Annotated in this window: 15 protein-coding genes, 1 tRNA gene and 1 pseudogene; 10 read left to right on the top strand and 7 right to left on the bottom strand. The window is 71.2% G+C overall.

The features are described 5' to 3' along the window. Nucleotides 1-105: 105 nt before the first annotated feature. Together ACFT9I_RS30675 and ACFT9I_RS30670 are read left to right on the top strand one after the other, a co-directional pair. On the top strand, nucleotides 106-2109 hold the full coding sequence (locus ACFT9I_RS30675; protein ID WP_382569587.1) for a tetratricopeptide repeat protein: 2004 nt from the start codon (nucleotides 106-108) through the stop codon (nucleotides 2107-2109). A 59-nt stretch (nucleotides 2110-2168) separates the two neighbouring features. Continuing rightward, nucleotides 2169-2242, top strand: a tRNA-Met gene (locus tag ACFT9I_RS30670). Between the two features lie 95 nt (nucleotides 2243-2337). Here ACFT9I_RS30670 and ACFT9I_RS30665 read toward each other — a convergent pair. Next, nucleotides 2338-2754, bottom strand: coding sequence for a Fur family transcriptional regulator (locus tag ACFT9I_RS30665; protein ID WP_382569586.1), 417 nt, complete (start codon nucleotides 2752-2754; stop codon nucleotides 2338-2340). A 127-nt stretch (nucleotides 2755-2881) separates the two neighbouring features. Between ACFT9I_RS30665 and ACFT9I_RS30660 the strand changes: the two genes are divergently transcribed. Next, nucleotides 2882-4351: a catalase gene (locus tag ACFT9I_RS30660; RefSeq protein WP_382569584.1), complete on the top strand. Its 1470-nt coding sequence runs from the start codon at nucleotides 2882-2884 to the stop codon at nucleotides 4349-4351. An 82-nt stretch (nucleotides 4352-4433) separates the two neighbouring features. Here the strand turns inward: ACFT9I_RS30660 and ACFT9I_RS30655 are convergent, their stop codons facing one another. Next, a complete protein-coding gene (locus tag ACFT9I_RS30655) occupies nucleotides 4434-4835 on the bottom strand; it encodes a cyclic nucleotide-binding/CBS domain-containing protein (RefSeq protein WP_382569582.1) in 402 nt (133 codons plus the stop codon). A 454-nt stretch (nucleotides 4836-5289) separates the two neighbouring features. Next, entirely contained in the window at nucleotides 5290-6090 is an 801-nt protein-coding gene (gene hisN / locus ACFT9I_RS30650; RefSeq protein WP_382569580.1) for a histidinol-phosphatase, read from the bottom strand. Nucleotides 6091-6225: 135 nt separating this feature from the next. Here hisN and ACFT9I_RS30645 point away from each other — a divergent pair. After that, nucleotides 6226-6699: pseudogene (locus ACFT9I_RS30645) on the top strand (TetR/AcrR family transcriptional regulator); the annotation flags it as partial. A 394-nt stretch (nucleotides 6700-7093) separates the two neighbouring features. Here ACFT9I_RS30645 and ACFT9I_RS30640 read toward each other — a convergent pair. From ACFT9I_RS30640 to ACFT9I_RS30625, 4 genes are all read right to left on the bottom strand, one after another. Beyond that, nucleotides 7094-7420 carry a DMT family transporter gene (locus tag ACFT9I_RS30640; RefSeq protein ID WP_382569621.1) on the bottom strand — a complete coding sequence of 109 codons (327 nt, stop codon included), beginning with the start codon at nucleotides 7418-7420 and terminating at the stop codon, nucleotides 7094-7096. Between the two features lie 124 nt (nucleotides 7421-7544). After that, complete coding sequence (gene rsgA / locus ACFT9I_RS30635; RefSeq protein ID WP_382569579.1) at nucleotides 7545-8555, bottom strand: ribosome small subunit-dependent GTPase A; 1011 nt, start codon at nucleotides 8553-8555, stop codon at nucleotides 7545-7547. A gap of 4 nt (nucleotides 8556-8559) precedes the next feature. Then, nucleotides 8560-9936, bottom strand: coding sequence for a 3-phosphoshikimate 1-carboxyvinyltransferase (gene aroA / locus ACFT9I_RS30630; protein ID WP_382569577.1), 1377 nt, complete (start codon nucleotides 9934-9936; stop codon nucleotides 8560-8562). A gap of 119 nt (nucleotides 9937-10055) precedes the next feature. Then, nucleotides 10056-10793, bottom strand: a complete 738-nt coding sequence (locus ACFT9I_RS30625; RefSeq protein WP_382569575.1) for a M50 family metallopeptidase — start codon at nucleotides 10791-10793, stop codon at nucleotides 10056-10058. A 382-nt stretch (nucleotides 10794-11175) separates the two neighbouring features. Here ACFT9I_RS30625 and ACFT9I_RS30620 point away from each other — a divergent pair, with 382 nt between their 5' ends. From ACFT9I_RS30620 to ACFT9I_RS30595, 6 genes are all read left to right on the top strand, one after another. After that, nucleotides 11176-11691 carry a lytic polysaccharide monooxygenase auxiliary activity family 9 protein gene (locus ACFT9I_RS30620; RefSeq protein ID WP_382569573.1) on the top strand — a complete coding sequence of 172 codons (516 nt, stop codon included), beginning with the start codon at nucleotides 11176-11178 and terminating at the stop codon, nucleotides 11689-11691. Nucleotides 11692-11862: 171 nt separating this feature from the next. Next, nucleotides 11863-12678 carry an SOS response-associated peptidase gene (locus ACFT9I_RS30615; RefSeq protein WP_382569571.1) on the top strand — a complete coding sequence of 272 codons (816 nt, stop codon included), beginning with the start codon at nucleotides 11863-11865 and terminating at the stop codon, nucleotides 12676-12678. Nucleotides 12679-12761: 83 nt separating this feature from the next. Beyond that, nucleotides 12762-13436, top strand: a complete 675-nt coding sequence (locus ACFT9I_RS30610) for an alpha/beta family hydrolase (RefSeq protein ID WP_382569569.1) — start codon at nucleotides 12762-12764, stop codon at nucleotides 13434-13436. A 277-nt stretch (nucleotides 13437-13713) separates the two neighbouring features. After that, nucleotides 13714-14373, top strand: coding sequence for a sigma-70 family RNA polymerase sigma factor (locus tag ACFT9I_RS30605; RefSeq protein ID WP_023538783.1), 660 nt, complete (start codon nucleotides 13714-13716; stop codon nucleotides 14371-14373). Next, nucleotides 14370-14690, top strand: coding sequence for a mycothiol system anti-sigma-R factor (gene rsrA / locus ACFT9I_RS30600; RefSeq protein WP_382569567.1), 321 nt, complete (start codon nucleotides 14370-14372; stop codon nucleotides 14688-14690). Before ACFT9I_RS30605 ends, rsrA begins: the two co-directional genes overlap by 4 nt. A 200-nt stretch (nucleotides 14691-14890) precedes the next feature. Beyond that, on the top strand, nucleotides 14891-16486 hold the full coding sequence (locus ACFT9I_RS30595) for an HD-GYP domain-containing protein (RefSeq protein ID WP_382569565.1): 1596 nt from the start codon (nucleotides 14891-14893) through the stop codon (nucleotides 16484-16486). Nucleotides 16487-16524: the final 38 nt, after the last annotated feature.

Here is a 16524-nt window from a genome sequence, read left to right as displayed (position 1 = left end):
CGAGAGGCGTTTGAGTTGTCTCTCTGTGGGCATGTCGACAAAACGCTGAAGTGACCTTGCTGGCCGCGATATACCAGGTGTACGCGGGTAACAGGTGGTGCAACGATGGATTTTATGGGGGACAGGGCAACTCTGTTGGAGACAGGGCGGTTTGTACAGCGAAAGGCGGATGATGCCGCCGACGCCGAGAACTCCAAGGGCGCGACCGGCGCCACGACCGCCGGCGGCCCCACGGAGAGCGCCGACGCCGAGACGGAGGCGCGCCACCGGCGCGCCGCGGACGGCGGCGACGTCGCGTCCATGAGCGTGCTGGGCGCGCTGCTGCTGCGTCGCGGCGATCTTGACGCCGCCGAGAAGTACCTGCGCGCGGCGACCGCCGAGGGCGACCGTGCCGCGGCCAACAACCTGGGTGTCCTCCTCCACCAGCGCGGCTACACCGAGGAGGCGTCGGGCTGGTGGCGCGTCGCCGCCGTCGCCGGTTCGGCCGCCGCCGCGCACGCGCTCGGCAGGCACTACCGCGAGCAGGGCGACGAGCCCGCCGCCGAGTACTGGCTGCGCCAGTCCGCCGAGCAGGGGCACGCGCTGGGCGCCTACGCGCTCGCCGACCTGCTGGAGCACCGCAGCGACGTCGGCTCGGAGCGCTGGCTGCGGGCCGCCGCCGAGCAGGGCCACCGGGAGGCCTCGTACCGCCTCGCACGTGCGCTGGAGCGCCGCGCGCGGCAGGCCGCGCGCACCGGCAACACCGTCCGCGCGGTCATCGGCAAGAGCAGTGGCCAGGACAGCGGCCAGGGCAGCGGCGCGGGCTCCGGCAAGGGCGACGGCGTGGGCTCCGGCGTTCGCGCGGCCCCCGCGGGCCACGACGGTACGGGCCCCGGCGCCGAGGCAGACGCCGGACAGTCGCTCCTCGCCGAGGCCGCGCAGTGGTACCGGCAGGCGGCCGCGCGCGGGCACCGCCGCGCCGCGCTGCACCTCGGCGCGATCCTGGAGAGCCGCGGCGAGTTGAAGGAGGCCGGGCGCTGGTATCTGACGTCCGCCAAGGACGGCGAGGCGCGGGCCGCCTGCGCCCTCGGCTTCCTGCTGCGCGACGCCGGTGACGAGGAGAGCGCCGCCGTCTGGTGGCTGCGCGCCGCGCAGGACGGCGACGGCAACGCCGCCAACGCGCTCGGCGCGCTCCACGCCGCGCGCGGCGAGCAGCAGACCGCCGAGCGCTGGTACCGGGCCGCGATGGACGCGGGCGACGTCAACGGCGCCTACAACCTCGGGCTGCTCTGCGCGGCCCAGGACCGTACGGCACAGGCCGAGCAGTGGTACCGCCGCGCCGCCTACGCGGGCCACCGCGAGGCGGCCAACGCCCTCGCGGTCCTGCTCCTTCAGGCCGGTGACCCGACCGGCGCCGAGCCGTGGTTCTCCAAGGCGGCCGAGGCGGGCAGCGTCGACGCCGCGTTCAACCTGGGCATCCTCTACGCGGGCCGTGACGACGACCGTACGGCCCTGGTCTGGTACGAGCGGGCCGCGGCGGCGGGGCACACGGAAGCGGCCCTCCAGGTGGGCATCGCGTGCCTCAGGGACGGCGACGAGCGGGCGGCGGAGCGGCATCTGCGGTGCGCGGCCGGCGGCGGCAGCGCGGAGGCGGCCTTCCGGCTCGCGACCGTGCTGGACGCGCGGCAGCCGCCGCCGGGCGCGCCGGCGCTCGGTGAGACGCAGCCGGAGAAGACCGAGTGCGAGCAGTGGTACGAGCGCGCGGCCGAGCACGGTCACCGGCGCGCCCAGGTGCGGGTCGGGATGCTCGCCGCGGGCCGTGGTGACATGACGGACGCGGCGCGCTGGTACCGGGAGGCGGCGGAGGCGGGCAGCCGCAACGGCGCTTTCAACCTGGGGCTGTTGCTGGCCCGTGAGGGCAGCGAGCGGGAGGCTGCGCTGTGGTGGTCGCGCGCGGCGCAGGCCGGCCACGGGCGCGCGGCTCTGCGGCTCGCGCTGCTCGCGGCCCGGCGCGGGGAGTTGGCCGAGGGGCAGCGCTGGTGCGCCCGCGCGGTGGAGCTGGGGCCGTCCGAGGTGACGGAGCGGGCGGCGCGGCTGCGCGAGGCGCTGCATCAGGAGCTGACCGCGTGAGCGGCGTTGGAAAGGGATTTGCGCTGGTCGACGGGGTGACGTAATGTCGAGTTCACCGACGCGGGGTGGAGCAGCTCGGTAGCTCGCTGGGCTCATAACCCAGAGGTCGCAGGTTCAAATCCTGTCCCCGCTACTGAAGAAGAAGGACGAAGGCCCGGATCCGATCAGGATCCGGGCCTTCGTCGTGCTCCGGGGTGCGCGGCGCGTGGGCCGCTCGGCGGTTTGGGCTCAGGATTGGGCGCAGTTGGGGCAGGTGCCCCGGTACGTCACTTCCACGTCCGAGATCGCGAAGCCGAAACGCTCCGTCGCCGGCAGGTCCGCCAGCGGGTCGCCCAGCGGGTGCACGTCGCGGATCGTGCCGCAGTGCGCGCAGACCAGGTGGTGGTGGGGCCGGTGGGCGTTCGGGTCGTACCGCTTGGCGCGCCGGTCCGTCGAGACCTCGATGACCTCGCCCAACGTCACCATCTCGCCCAGGGTGTTGTAGACCGTCGCCCTGGAGATCTCGGGCAGCCGGGCCACGGCGCGCGCGTGCACCTCGTCCGCCGTCAGGTGTACGTGGTCCCCGTCGAGGACCTCGGCCACCACACGGCGCTGGGCGGTCATCCGCCAGCCGCGTTCGCGAAGTCGTTCCAACAGGTCACTCATGAGGGTCAGCTTAACAGTGAAGGCGCCCAGATCCTGAACGTGTGTCGAGTTGGATCCTTACTTGACTTAGACAAAGTCCATCGTAGGATCGGGACAGGCAATCGCCGAGCGACAGGCACAGGCAGGAATGACGCAGGAGGCGCACGTGACGCAGGGACCGCTTACTACGGAGGCCGGCGCGCCGGTGGCCGACAACCAGAACAGCGAGACGGCGGGCGCGGGCGGTCCCGTTCTGGTCCAGGATCAGGCTCTTCTGGAGAAGCTCGCCCACTTCAACCGCGAGCGCATCCCGGAGCGCATCGTGCACGCCCGCGGCGCCGGGGCGTACGGCACCTTCACGCTGACCCGCGATGTCTCGCAGTGGACGCGTGCGAAGTTCCTCTCCGAGGTCGGCAAGCAGACCGAGACGTTCCTGCGCTTCTCCACCGTCGCCGGAAACCTGGGCTCGGCCGACGCGGTGCGTGACCCGCGCGGTTTCGCGCTGAAGTTCTACACCGAGGAGGGCAATTACGACCTCGTCGGCAACAACACCCCGGTGTTCTTCATCAAGGACGCCATCAAGTTCCCCGACTTCATCCACACCCAGAAGCGCGACCCGTACACGGGCTGCCAGGAGGCTGACAACGTATGGGACTTCTGGGGTCTGAGCCCCGAGTCGACGCACCAGGTGACCTGGCTGTTCGGCGACCGCGGCATCCCCGCCTCGCTGCGCCACATGAACGGGTACGGCTCGCACACGTACCAGTGGAACAACGAGGCCGGCGAGGTCTTCTGGGTCAAGTACCACTTCAAGACCGACCAGGGCATCAAGAACCTGACCTCCGAGGAGGCCGCCGTGCTCGCCGGCGCCGACCCGGACAGCCACCAGCGCGACCTGCGCGAGTCCATCGAGCGCGGTGACTTCCCGTCCTGGACCGTGCAGATCCAGGTCATGCCGGCGGCGGACGCGGCCACTTACCGCTTCAACCCGTTCGACCTGACCAAGGTCTGGCCGCACGAGGACTACCCGCCGGTCGAGATCGGCAAGCTGGAGCTCAACCGCAACCCGGAGAACATCTTCGCCGAGGTCGAGCAGTCGATCTTCAGCCCGGCGCACTTCGTGCCCGGCATCGGCCCGTCGCCCGACAAGATGCTCCAGGGCCGTCTCTTCGCGTACGGCGACGCCCACCGCTACCGCGTCGGCATCAACGCCGACCATCTGCCGGTGAACCGTCCGCACGCCACCGAGGCGCGGACGAACAGCCGTGACGGCTCTCTGTACGACGGCCGCCACAAGGGCGCCAAGAACTACGAGCCGAACAGCTTCGGCGGTCCGTTCCAGACGGACAGGCCCCTCTGGCAGCCCACGTCGGTCACCGGCACCACCGGAAACACCGAGGCCCCCGTCCACGCCGAGGACAACGACTTCGTGCAGGCCGGGAACCTCTACCGGCAGATGTCGGAGGACGAGAAGGCGCGACTCGTCGCCAACCTGGCCGGGTTCATCTCCCAGGTCTCGCGCGACGACATCGCCGAGCGAGCGGTCAACAACTTCCGTCAGGCGGACGGAGACTTCGGCAAGCGGCTGGACGCCGCGGTCCAGGCCCTGCGCGGCTGACGGCCCTTGCCGATGAGGCGGTGGAGGCCGGGTTCCGGGACGGATCCGGCCTCCACCGCCGTCCCTACGGGTCTCTCGTCCCTCAGCCGGTCAGCGCCGGCGGGCGGCGCCCGACCGGTGCCCAGCAGCGGATGATGTCGCGTACGGACACGATGCCGACCGGCTCCCGGTCGTCGCAGACGATCAGATGACGGAAGCCGCCGTGCGTCATCGCCTCGGCCGCCTCCTCCAGGGTCCAGACCGGTGAGGCGAACACGACTTCGGTGGTGGTGTGCGTACCGGCCAGTTCCTCGTCGGGATCATGTCCGGCGCCGATCGAGATCAGGATGTCACGCTCGGTGATGATCCCGACCCCGCAGTGATCGGTGTCCAGGACGACGGCGGCGCCGACACGGCGAGCCGCCATCAGCTGTGCGGACTGGCGGAGTGTGTGGGTGGGCCCGATGGTGAGGACCACCGTGCTCATGGCGTCACGGACGAGCATGGATGGAGCCACCTCCTCGGTGAACCGGTCCCTCGGCCCTTGGCTGGAGAACGGATTCACAAGTTCACAAGTGGGGGGACTTTCAGAGTGACACCGACACCGTGAGTCAACAAGGGGGCGGGCGGAGCGAGGCGCCCGGCGCACGAAGATCAGAACCGCACGCCCCGGGCGCCTCAAGGGACTTCCGATCCCCCGAATGGCGGATCGCCCGGAGAAAAAGTTTGCCGGGTGTCCGGTCGCGGACGGGACTTCTGTACAGCTGTCCGCCGGGACGCCGTGAGCGGTTCAGGACGGCCGGGTGCGGCACCGCTGGCGAGTGAGCCGAAGGGGCGCGTCGGTGTCGAAAGGGAGAGCGCGCACGGGCCCCGAGGAACGAGGGGCCGAGCACGGTCGACCGTCGACACCGACTCAAAGCGCCCCGGAGGCGAACCGAGCCCTCAAGAAAAGGCGCCCGTCAGTAGCGCTGGTTCAGATAGCCGAGCAGCTCCTCGTGCAGCACCCCGTTCGACGCCGCCGCGTTGCCGCTGTGCGGCCCCGGGCGCCCGTCCAGGCCCGTGAACCGGCCGCCCGCCTCGTGGACGATGATCGACGGCGCCGCCATGTCCCACAGGGACAGCTCCGGCTCCGCGCACATGTCCACCGATCCCTCGGCGACCATCATGTACGGCCAGAAGTCGCCGTATCCGCGCGTACGCCAGCAGGCCCGGGTCAGATCCAGGAACCCGTCGAGGCGGCCCTGCTCCTCCCAGCCCTTCAGTGAGGCGTGCGCGAACGAGGCGTCCCCGATGCGCGAGACCTTCGAGACCCGCAGCCGGGTCGCCGACGAGAGACTGCGGCCGGAGTACGCGCCGCCGCCCTTGGCCGCCCACCAGCGGCGCGCCAGCGCGGGCGCCGACACCACGCCGACCACCGGCTCGTAACCGCCCTCGCCCGCCACCATCAGGGAGATCAGCGTCGCCCAGACGGGGACGCCGCGTACGTAGTTCTTGGTGCCGTCGATCGGGTCGATCACCCACCGGCGCGGGCCGGTGCCCTCGATGCCGTACTCCTCGCCCAGTACGGCGTCCCGTGGCCGCGCCCGCTGGAGATTGCCGCGGATCAGCTCCTCGGCCGACTTGTCGGCCTCACTCACCGGGGTCATGTCCGGTTTGGTCTCGACCTTCAGGTCGAGAGCCTTGAACCGGTCCATCGTCGCGGCGTCGGCGGCGTCCGCGAGGACATGGGCGAGTCGCAGATCATCGTGGTAGTCGGGCATGGTCGTCACAGTATCGACAGCGTCCAAGATCGGGCTACGGGCCGGTGGGGGAGCCGCACCGGCCCCGGGTCCTCTTGACAGCGCGCGAGGCTGCGTCAACTCTGAGTGCGGAGCCGAACGGCCCGGGAGGCACCGATGCCTACAGCGCGTGAAGCCCTACTCAACGCCGCTCTTTCGGCACTCACGGACCAGTCGTGGTCCGCCGTCAGGATGGTCGACGTCGCGTCGGCCGCCGGGGTCTCGCGGCAGACCCTCTACAACGAGTTCGGCAGCAAGGACGGTCTCGCCCGCGCGCTCGTACGGCGCGAGGCCGACCTGTATCTGTACGGCGTCGAGCGGCTGCTGGCCGAGCCCGCGGACCCGGTGGACCGGCTGGTGTCGGTGGCCGAGTGGACGGTCTCCGAGGCGCGCTCCAGACCCCTGCTGCGGGCCCTGCTCACCGACGGCTGGACCGAACGCCACCCGGCGCCCCGTCCCGTACGCCCCGCGGCCCCTCCGGGGGGCGCGCCCGCCCAGCGCCGCGCGGACGCCGGGCCGCCCGCCCCGGCGGACCTGGTGGCGGCGGTACGGAACCGGGCCGTGGCCGCGCTGGACCCGGGGCGGCCGGACCGCCGGGGCGCCGCGGACGCCGGTGCCCCGCCGCGTACGGAGCCGCTGCGCGTGCAGGCGGGACGGGTGCAGCGGGCCCGCGTGGAGCAGGCGCGGGCGGACCAGGCGCGCGTCGAGCAGGCGCGGGCCGAGCGGGGGCGTACGCCGCAGCACCGCAGACCGGAGCGCGCCCGGCCCGATCAGCCCCGTGCCGAACAGACCCGGACCGATAACGGCCGCTCCACCGCCCCGCCCAGGGCCCCCGAGCCCGTGCTCCGTACGAAGGACGAGTCCGCCGAGCTGGCCTTCCGCTGCGAGCTGGCCGTACGTCTCGCCCTCGCGCATGTCGTCGCGCCCGACGGTGAGCCCGTCGGGCGCCTGGTACGCGCGGCCGTCGCCGGACCGATCGCGGCGGTCAGTGCTGGGACGAGCCCGAGAGCTGGAGGCCGATGACGCCGATGATGACCAGCGAGATCGAGACAATCTTCAGCGTGGAGACCAGATCGTCGAGGAAGACCATCCCGTAGATCGCGGTGCCGGCCGCGCCGATACCCGTCCACACCGCGTACGCCGGGCCGACGTCGAGCTTCTTGAGCGAGAGGGTCAACAGGCCGAAGCTGGCGAGCGCGAAGGCCGCGAACGCGATCGTCGGCCAGAGCCGGGTGAACCCGTGCGAGAGCTTGAGACAGACGGCGAAGCCCGTCTCCAGCAGCCCTGCCACTACCACCAGCAGCCACGCCATCGTCTGTGCCTCCCGCATCGGTGACTGCACGTTTTCGATGTGCCTTGGTACGCCTTGACAGACCTTGCCAAGACTTGGTGAGTTTATGCACTTACCAAGGCTTGCAGGCGGCAAACACCGGGGATCAGTCGCCCTCGCGCCGCTCTCGCGTGGAGAGCAGCCGGCGCAGTGAGTCGAGCCTCGACGGATCGGCGTGACCCTCGGCCACCCACGCGTCCAGCGCGCAGTCCGGTTCGTCGTGACTGCACCCGCGCGGGCAGTTCTCCGTACCCGGTGCGAGGTCCGGGAAGGCCAGGATGACGCGCGACGGGTCGACGTGGTGCAGGCCGAAGGAGCGGATGCCGGGAGTGTCGATCACCCAGCCGTCCGCCTTCTCCAGCGGCAGCGCGAGCGCGGAGGTGGTGGTGTGCCTGCCGCGCCCGGTGACCGCGTTGACCAGGCCGGTCGTCCGGCGGCGGTCGTCCGGCACGAGCGCGTTGACCAGCGTCGTCTTGCCGACTCCGGAGTGCCCGACGAACGCGGTCATCCGGCCTTCGAGGTATTCGCGTACGCGGTCGGCCGCCTCGCCGGTGGCCAGTTCGTCCCGTCGCGTGACGACGTAGCGGATTCCCAACGGCCGGTAGGTCTCCAGCAGTTCGTCCGCCGACGCGAGGTCGGACTTGGTGAGGATCAGCAGCGGTTCGAGGCCCGCGTCGAACGCCGCGACCAGACAGCGGTCGATCAGCCGGGGCCGCGGCTCGGGGTCGGCGAGGGCGGTGACCACGGCGAGTTGGTCGGCGTTGGCGACGACGACGCGCTCGAACGGGTCGTCGTCGTCCGCCGTGCGCCTCAGTACGGAGCGTCGCTTCTCGATCCGTACGATGCGCGCCAGTGTGTCCTTCTTGCCGCTGAGGTCCCCGACGAGCATCACCTGGTCACCGACCACGGCGGCCTTGCGGCCCAGTTCGCGGGCCTTCATCGCCAGGACGACGGTGTCGCCGACCAGGCAGGTGAGCCGGCCGCGGTCGACGGTGAGGACCATGCCCTCCGCCGCGTCCTCGTGCTTGGGACGGATGTTGGTACGCGGTCGGTTGCCCTTGGGGTTGGGGCGGGAGCGGATGTCGTCCTCGTCCGGGTTCTTGCCGTAGCGGCGCATCGCGTCAGGCTCCCGCTCCCGCGAGCATCTCGGTCCACATCTCGGGGAAGTCGGGCAGGGTCTTGGACGTCGTCCCGACGTTCTCGATCTCCACGCCGTCCACGACGAGGCCGATGATCGAGCCCGCCGTGGCCATGCGGTGGTCCTCGTACGTGTGGAAGACACCGCCGTGCAGGGGGCGCGGACGGATGTGGAGGCCGTCGGCGGTCTCGGTGACGTCGCCGCCCAGCTCGTTGATCTCCTTGGTCAGGGCGGCCAGCCGGTCCGTCTCGTGGAGCCGCAGATGGGCGACGCCGCGCAGCGTGGAGGGCCCGTCGGCGAGGGCCGCGACGGCCGCGATGCCGGGGGTCAGTTCGCCGACCTCGCTCAAATCGACGTCGATGCCGTGGATCCGGCCGCCGCCCCTGAAGTTGAGCCCCTGCGCGGTCAGTTCGCAGGAACCGCCCATCTCGGTGAAGATCCGGCGCAGCGCGTCACCGGGCTGCGTGGTGCGGGTGGGCCAGTCCCGTACGGTCACCCGGCCGCCGGTCACGAGGGCGGCGGCGAGGAACGGCTGGGCGTTGGACAGGTCCGGCTCGACGGTCAGGTCACGGCCGAGAACGGCGCTGGGGGAGACCCGCCACACGTTCGGCTCGCCGCCGGTCTCCGGCTCGTCGACCTGGGCGCCGACGCCGCGCAGCATGTCGACGGTCATCCGGATGTGCGGCAGGGACGGGAGGGTGGCGCCCACGTGCCGTACCTCGACGCCCTGGTTGAAGCGCGGGCCCGAGAGCAGCAGCGCGGAGACGAACTGGGACGAGGAGGAGGCGTCGATCTCGACGGTGCCGCCGTCCAGCGCGCCGCCGCCGTGCACGGTCAGCGGGAGCGAGCCGCGGGCCTCGTCGTCGATCCGGGCGCCGAGGGCGCGCAGGGCGTCGATGACGCCGTGGAGCGGGCGTACGTAGGAGCGGGGGTCGCCGTCGAAGTGGATGGGGCCGTCGGCGAGGGTCGCGACGGGCGGCAGGAAGCGCATGACCGTACCGGCGTTGCCGACGTCGACCGTGGCCGGGCCGTGCAGGCCGTTGGGGAAGATGCGCCAGGCCTCGCCGGTGAACGACGGGCTGCCCGCGCCGCGTGCGGGCGTCATGGAGCCCGCCGCCGCCGAACTGGAGGAGACCGTCTCCTCGATGCCGACGCCCATCGCGCGCAGGGCGTCCGCCATCAGGAGGGTGTCGCGTGAGCGCAGGGGCCGGCGCAGCCAGCCCGGTTCGGCGGCGAGCGCGGCGAGGACGAGGCCGCGGTTCGTGACCGATTTCGAACCGGGCACGGTGACCGTCGCTTCGACGGCCCCGCTCGCGTAAGGGGCGGGCCAGAGGGCAGGGTGCACGGCGCTTTCGGTCATGGCCTTTACTTTAATGGCTGCACAACGACCGCGATCCCGATCAAATACGTTGAAATCGGGGCGTAATACGAAGGTGGTATGGGGGCACGCGACCGGCTCGCGGGGGCTTTCCGCCCGTGCTACAGGCCCAGCAGCCAGGTGCCTCCGCCGATCAGCGAGCACAGCGAGACGGCGTGGAAGAGGAACAGCCACATCGCCGGCGGCACATGCGTCAGGCGTGCGAGCTGGTCGGCGTCGGAGTCGGGGGCGCCGCCGTGCCGCCGCTTGGACTGGAGCTCGAAGGCCGGCCGTACGCCGCCGAGCAGCAGGAACCATACGGCGGCGTACGCGAACGCGGCCTGCACGGTCGGACCTGTCAGCCAGGAGATCAGCAGAAAGGCCGCACCCGTCACGATGACGGTGAGTGCCCCGTACGCGTTGCGGATCATGACCAGCATCACCAGCAGCAGGGCCGTCGCCAGCCACAGCAGCAGCGTGATGTGGTGCGCGGCGAGCAGCCAGGCGCCGCCGAGGCCCAGCAGGGACGGGGCCGTGTAGCCGGCCGCCGCGGTGAGGATCATGCCGATGCCGGTGGGCTTGCCGCGGCTGACGGTGAGGCCCGAGGTGTCGGAGTGCAGCCGGATGCCGTCGAGCTTGCGGCCGGTGAGCAGGGCGACCAGGCCGTGCCCGCCCTCGTGGGCGATGGTGACGGCGTTGCGCGACAGGCGCCAGAGCGGATGCGGCACGACGGCGGCGAGCGCGACGACGGCGGTGGCGATCACCAGCCAGTCCTCGGGGACGGGCTGGGTGCCGAAGACGCGATCCCACAGATCGCCTATGGAGGCGGCCGCGATGCCGCTGGACTCGGTGCTGGTCATCGCTCGGGCGGCTCCTCAGGGGGGGCGCACGTCGGGGTGTGCGTCGGACGTGCGCGTCGGGTGTGCGTCGTCGAAGTGTGGCACTTGCGCGCGGGGCGCGGCCGCCGCACAGGGGCTGGAGGGTTTCAAGCCACGTGCGGTCAAGGGCAGTTCAAGTCTTGACGACACCCGAAAGCGGCTGCCATGGTCTAGACCTAGTAGAACATTGGAGTGGTTAGCCCTGCGACAGCGCTCCACCGGACCGTCACCGGTTTTCTTCTGCTGTCGATGCAACTGTTCGTGCACCTTCGCGAGTTCCCCACACGCAGTGAGTCCGTAACGGGTCGGAGCCGGCCGCGTCTTCGGCGACGGTCCCGTCGGATGTCACCACGAAGGAGTTGTCATGCACAAGAAAACTCGTCTCGCCCTCGTCCTGAGTGCGGCGGTCGCACCGATCATCGCCGTCACACTCCCCGCCCCGGCCGCCTCCGCGCACGGCTGGATCAACTCGCCCGCCAGCCGGCAGGACCAGTGCAAGACCGGCGTCGTCTCCTGCGGTGAGATCAAGTGGGAGCCACAGAGCGTCGAAGGCCCGAAGGGCCTCAAGAGCTGTAACGGTGGGCTCGCGAGGTTCGCCGACCTCAACGACGACAACAAGGGCTGGCAGCGCTCCAACGTCGGCGTCAACCAGACGTTCAACTGGACGCTGACGGCGCGGCACCGCACCACCACCTGGCAGTACTTCGTCGGCAACACCAAGGTCGCCGAATTCAACGACGGCGGTGCCACGCCCGGCGCCACCGTGTCCCACAACGTCAACTTCGGCAGCATCCGCGGTAACCAGAAGGTCCTGGCCGTCTGGAACATCGCCGACACCCCGATGGCGTTCTACTCCTGCATCGACGTCAACATCCGCTGACCCTGGCGGAGTCGGAGCTGATACATGTCCCTGTCGGGGCCGGGGGCGCCCCCGGCCCCGACAGGGCTGTTCGGTGACCGGCGGAGACGGCGGACAATCTGCGAGGGTTGTAGGCGTGTCGGTAGCGTGATCCGGCACGAGTGCGTCGGCAGGTCGGATGGGTGGTTGAACATGTGCGGTCGGTACGCGGCGAGCCGGAGGCCGGAAGATCTCCTCGGGCTCTTCGAGGTCGAGAAGTGGGACCCGGAGGAGACCCTCGCGCCCGACTGGAACGTGGCACCTACCAAAGAGGTGTACGTGGTCCTGGAGCGCCCGGTGAAGGGCGCCGACGACCCCGCCCCCGTACGCCAGCTCCGCACGCTCAAGTGGGGGCTCGTGCCCTCCTGGTCCAAGACGCCCGAGGGCGGCGCCCGGATGATCAACGCGCGCGCCGAGACCGTGCACGAGAAGCCGTCCTTCCGGCGCCCCTTCGCCTCCCGGCGCTGCCTCATACCGGCCGACGGCTACTACGAGTGGGTCACCGCCCCCGAGGAGCGGCAGCTGGAGGAGCAGGGCAAGAAGAAGCGGCCCCGCAAGCAGCCGTACTTCGTCACCCCGGCCGACGGGTCCGTCATGGCCATGGCCGGTCTGTACGAGTTCTGGCGCGACAAGACCCTGCCCGACGACCACCCGAACGCCTGGTGGGTGACCTGCTCCGTCATCACGACCGAGGCGGAGACCGGCCCGCTCGGCGTCGCCCCGGCCGAGGGACCCGGGTCGCTCGCCGACATCCACCCCCGGATGCCGCTGATGCTGACGCCCGACCGGTGGGACGCCTGGCTGGATCCGGCCCGCACGGACCTGGACGAGCTGCGCGAGCTGCTGGCGCCCCCGCCGGAGGGGCTGATGCGGGCCTATCCCGTGGCGACGGCCGTCAGCAACGTACGGAACAACGGACCGGAGCTGCTGGAGGAGCTGGCCGCGCCCGAGGAGAGCACCCTCTTCTGAGGAGAGCACCCGGGAGACACCCTCTTCCAAGGAGGACGCGGGGGATCCACGGCGTACGAGCGCCCCGATGTGATCCTGGTGTCATGCAGAGCGAGATCGTCGACACCCCCGCGGGCGACGCCCGTATCACCTGGCACCCTCCCAAGAAGGGGACGCCGTCGAAGGAGCCCGCGGCCCGCCTCGTCCTCGCCGTCAGTCATGGCGCGGGCGGCGGCATCGAGGCACGTGACCTCCAGGCGCTCGCCGCGACGCTGCCCGCGATCGGGGTGACCGTGGCGCTGGTCGAGCAGCCCTGGCGGGTGGCCGGGAAGAAGCTGGCCCCCGCGCCGAAGACCCTCGACACCGGCTGGCGGGCGCTCTGGCCGGCGCTGGCGAAGCCCGGACTGCCCGTGGTCGCCGGCGGGCGCAGCGCCGGGGCGCGGGTGGCCTGCCGTACGGCGCGCGAGCTGGGCGCCCACGCCGTACTGGCGTTGAGCTTCCCGCTGCACCCGCCGGGCCGGCCGGAGAAGTCCCGCGCCGACGAACTGCTCGGGTCGGGAGTGCCGACGCTCGTCGTCCAGGGTGGGAACGACCCCTTCGGGAAGCCCGCCGAGTTCCCCGAGGACGGGTTCGCCGACGGCGGTCACGAGCTGCTCGAGGTGCCGTACGGAGACCACTCCTTCGCCGTCCCCAAGCGGGCCACGCTCACCCAGGACGAAGCCCTCACCATCCTTACGGACGGCGTCGGGAAGTGGATCCGGTCACAGTCGGCCCGCTGACGGAGCGTGCCCGCGCACCCGGGAATGTGTCGTAGGCGGCGACTGTTGTGCGAGATGTCGGTACACAGATCCTGGAAAGGGAGTCCGTCGCATGGGTTCGACCATCTGCCCCGCCCGGTCGCACGCCACCGAAGTGGAGTGGACGGTGCTTTCCGCACCCAGGACCACGCCCGCTCGCTCGTCGGCCGAGGCGGCGACGAAGCCCGCCCCGGCACAAGGTCGACTATTCTCCGATTCGAGTGGGTCCGCCTTCGGGCCTGCCGCAGCGTTGGAGGAGGTGGGTCCGGTCACTGGGACCGACACAGGGACCGACGACGGCCACAAGGAAGAGTCAGCCGCCGAGCGCAACGCCCGTTTCGAGCGCGACGCCCTCGGCTATCTCGACCAGATGTACTCGGCCGCACTGCGCATGACGCGCAACCCGGCCGATGCCGAGGACCTCGTGCAGGAGACCTACGCCAAGGCGTACGGCTCCTTCCACCAATTCCGTGAGGGCACCAACCTCAAGGCGTGGATGTACCGCATCCTCACCAACACCTTCATCAACTCGTACCGCAAGAAGCAGCGTGAACCCCAGCGCAGCGCCGCCGAGGAGATCGAGGACTGGCAGCTGGCGCGCGCCGAGTCGCACATGTCGACCGGTCTGCGCTCCGCGGAGTCCCAGGCGCTCGACCACCTTCCCGACTCCGACGTGAAGGAAGCGCTCCAGGCGATTCCCGAGGAGTTCCGCATCGCCGTGTATCTCGCCGATGTAGAGGGCTTTGCGTACAAGGAGATCGCGGACATCATGGGGACACCCATCGGTACGGTGATGTCGCGACTGCACCGTGGACGGCGTCAACTGCGCGGCATGCTTGAGGACTACGCCCGCGAGCGCGGGCTTGCCCCGGCCGGTGCCGGAGAGTCGTCGGATGATCGGAAAGGCTCGGGCTCATGAGTTGCGGAGAGCCGCACGAGACGGATTGCACCGAAGTGCTCGACCATCTTTACGAGTACCTCGACCGGGAGATGCCGGACAAGGACTGCACCAAGTTCGAGGAGCACTTCGACGAGTGCTCTCCGTGCCTGGAGAAGTACGGACTTGAGCAGGCCGTGAAGAAGCTGGTCAAGCGGTGCTGCGGACAGGACGACGTACCGACCGACCTGCGGGCCAAGGTCATGGGACGGATCGACCTCATCCGCGCCGGCCACACCGTGCCCGAGCGGGACGTGACGGCCGTCGACTCGGACCAGCCGGCCACCGCCAACGAGTAGTCGGCAGCCGCAGTACCGACACGCCTACGGGGCGCGCCGCGCACATCGCGGCGCGCCCCGCGTGCGTTTCCACGCGCATCACCCGATGGTGCTAATCGCCGCCGACCGCCGGTGGGCCCGTGCCCAACTCGCTAGCCTGACCGTCTGTTTCGGGCTGTTTCGGGCCGGTGCCAAGGGAGCGTGTGCGGGGTGAGGGCGGGGTGAACGCCATTCCGGGAGCGGCACGCGCGTACATCTGCTGCGCCGTGCTGGGCGCCCTCGCGTGTGTGCTTCCCGCGTTCGCCCTGCCCCGGTTACGCACCGGCTCCATGGCCGGTCCAGGCAGTCTGTGGCCCGCCGTTCTGCTGCTCGGCGCGCTGTACGCGCTCTGCGAGGCACCCGCCCGCTGCCGCTTCCTGGGGAGGTCGGTGCGCGGCTCGGTGCCCGTCACCGCCGGGTCGTTCTTTCCCGTCCTGCTCGCCGCCGCGTTCCTGCTGCCGCCCGCCGCCGCGGCGCTCGTGGCCGTCCCCGGCGGGCTCTGCGGCCAGGTCGCGCAGCGGCCGGCCGGGGTCCGCCGGGTATGGCGCGCGGCCCAGCTCGCCATCGCCACCTGGGCCGCCGCCCTGGTCCACCGCCTCCTCGACGGTCCGGCGGCGCTGGGCGGCGCCGTGCATCCCGGCGGGGCCGCTCCCGGTGTCCCCGCTCTCCCCGGTGTCCCGGACTTTCCGTACGCCCTGCTGCCCGCCGGGGCCGGGGCGCTCGCCTTCTGTCTGGTCCTGAGCGCGCTCGACGGCGGCATCTTCGTGACCGCCGAACGGCAGCCCGTCCGCACGGCCTGGCGCGGCCTGCTGCCGCGCTCGCTCGCGCCGTACGGTGCGCACGCCCTGGCCGGGCTGATGATGGCCGTCCTCTGGCGCAGCCCGTACGGTCCGCTCTCCGCGCTCTTCGTACTGCTGCCGATGTACATCTCCTGCTGGGTCTTCGCGCAGTACCACCGCGAGCGTGCCGCGCACCAGGCGACCATCAGGGCGCTCGTCCAGGCCGTCGACCTCAAGGACCGGTACACGCGCGGCCACAGCGAACGTGTGGGGCGGGCGTCGGCGATGATCGCCGGCGAGCTGGGGATGGACGCCGAGCGCCTGGAGGTTCTCCGGTTCGCCGGGATCCTGCACGACGTGGGCAAGCTCGGCGTCCCCACGCGTGTGCTGCGCAAGGACGGGCCGCTGACCCCGGAGGAGCGGCGCGTCATCGAGCTGCACCCCGAGTACGGCCACGAGATCGTGCGCGGCATCGGTTTCCTCGGAGAGGCCCGGCTGGCGATCCTGCACCACCACGAACGGCTCGACGGCAGTGGCTATCCGTACGGCCTGGCGGGGGCCGAGATCCCCGAGTTCGCACGGGTCGTCGCCGTCGCGGACGCCTTCGACGCGATGACCTCCACCCGGTCCTACCGGCGGGCGCGGCCGGTGGCAACGGCGGTGGCGGAGCTGCGGCGGTGCGCGGGCACCCAGTTCGACCCGCGGATGGTGCGGGCGCTCGTACGGGCGCTGGACCGGTACGGCTGGCAGACGGCGGTGACGTCGGACGAGACGGCGGCTTCGCACGAGGCGGGGTCCGGGCCGGAGCCTCCGCCGGATCCGCCGCTGGAGGCGGCGCCCGCCGTGGCTGCCGGGGCGCTGCTCGGGGCGCCGCCGCATGTCACCGGCGCGTCCGCCGTATCGGCGCCTGTGGCGCCTGTCGCGCCGCGAAAAAACGTCCCGCCACCGCGAGGCTCGGACACCCGACATCGGACACCGCCACCCGGGGGCCGCCCGTGAACGCCCCACAGACCGGCCGACGCACCGTCCTCGTGCGC

This window comes from Streptomyces sp. NPDC057137 (genome assembly GCF_042670825.1).
In the GTDB taxonomy this organism is placed as follows: Bacteria; Actinomycetota; Actinomycetes; order Streptomycetales; family Streptomycetaceae; genus Streptomyces.
Note: the sequence above shows the minus strand (reverse complement) of the source record. Positions and strands in the feature narration are given on the sequence as shown.

Bases quoted from the DNA above. Each gene is read 5' to 3' on its own strand.
- ACFT9I_RS30675 (WP_382569587.1), top strand. From the start codon at position 106: ATGGATTTTATGGGGGACAGGGCAACTCTGTTGGAGACAGGGCGGTTT.
- rsrA (WP_382569567.1), top strand. From the start codon at position 14,370: ATGAGTTGCGGAGAGCCGCACGAGACGGATTGCACCGAAGTGCTCGAC.
- hisN (WP_382569580.1), bottom strand. From the start codon at position 6,090: ATGCCCGACTACCACGATGATCTGCGACTCGCCCATGTCCTCGCGGAC.
- rsgA (WP_382569579.1), bottom strand. From the start codon at position 8,555: ATGCGCCGCTACGGCAAGAACCCGGACGAGGACGACATCCGCTCCCGC.
- ACFT9I_RS30625 (WP_382569575.1), bottom strand. From the start codon at position 10,793: ATGACCAGCACCGAGTCCAGCGGCATCGCGGCCGCCTCCATAGGCGAT.
- ACFT9I_RS30660 (WP_382569584.1), top strand. From the start codon at position 2,882: ATGACGCAGGAGGCGCACGTGACGCAGGGACCGCTTACTACGGAGGCC.
- ACFT9I_RS30655 (WP_382569582.1), bottom strand. From the start codon at position 4,835: ATGCTCGTCCGTGACGCCATGAGCACGGTGGTCCTCACCATCGGGCCC.
- aroA (WP_382569577.1), bottom strand. From the start codon at position 9,936: ATGACCGAAAGCGCCGTGCACCCTGCCCTCTGGCCCGCCCCTTACGCG.
- ACFT9I_RS30615 (WP_382569571.1), top strand. From the start codon at position 11,863: ATGTGCGGTCGGTACGCGGCGAGCCGGAGGCCGGAAGATCTCCTCGGG.
- ACFT9I_RS30640 (WP_382569621.1), bottom strand. From the start codon at position 7,420: ATGGCGTGGCTGCTGGTGGTAGTGGCAGGGCTGCTGGAGACGGGCTTC.
- ACFT9I_RS30620 (WP_382569573.1), top strand. From the start codon at position 11,176: ATGCACAAGAAAACTCGTCTCGCCCTCGTCCTGAGTGCGGCGGTCGCA.
- ACFT9I_RS30665 (WP_382569586.1), bottom strand. From the start codon at position 2,754: ATGAGTGACCTGTTGGAACGACTTCGCGAACGCGGCTGGCGGATGACC.
- ACFT9I_RS30610 (WP_382569569.1), top strand. From the start codon at position 12,762: ATGCAGAGCGAGATCGTCGACACCCCCGCGGGCGACGCCCGTATCACC.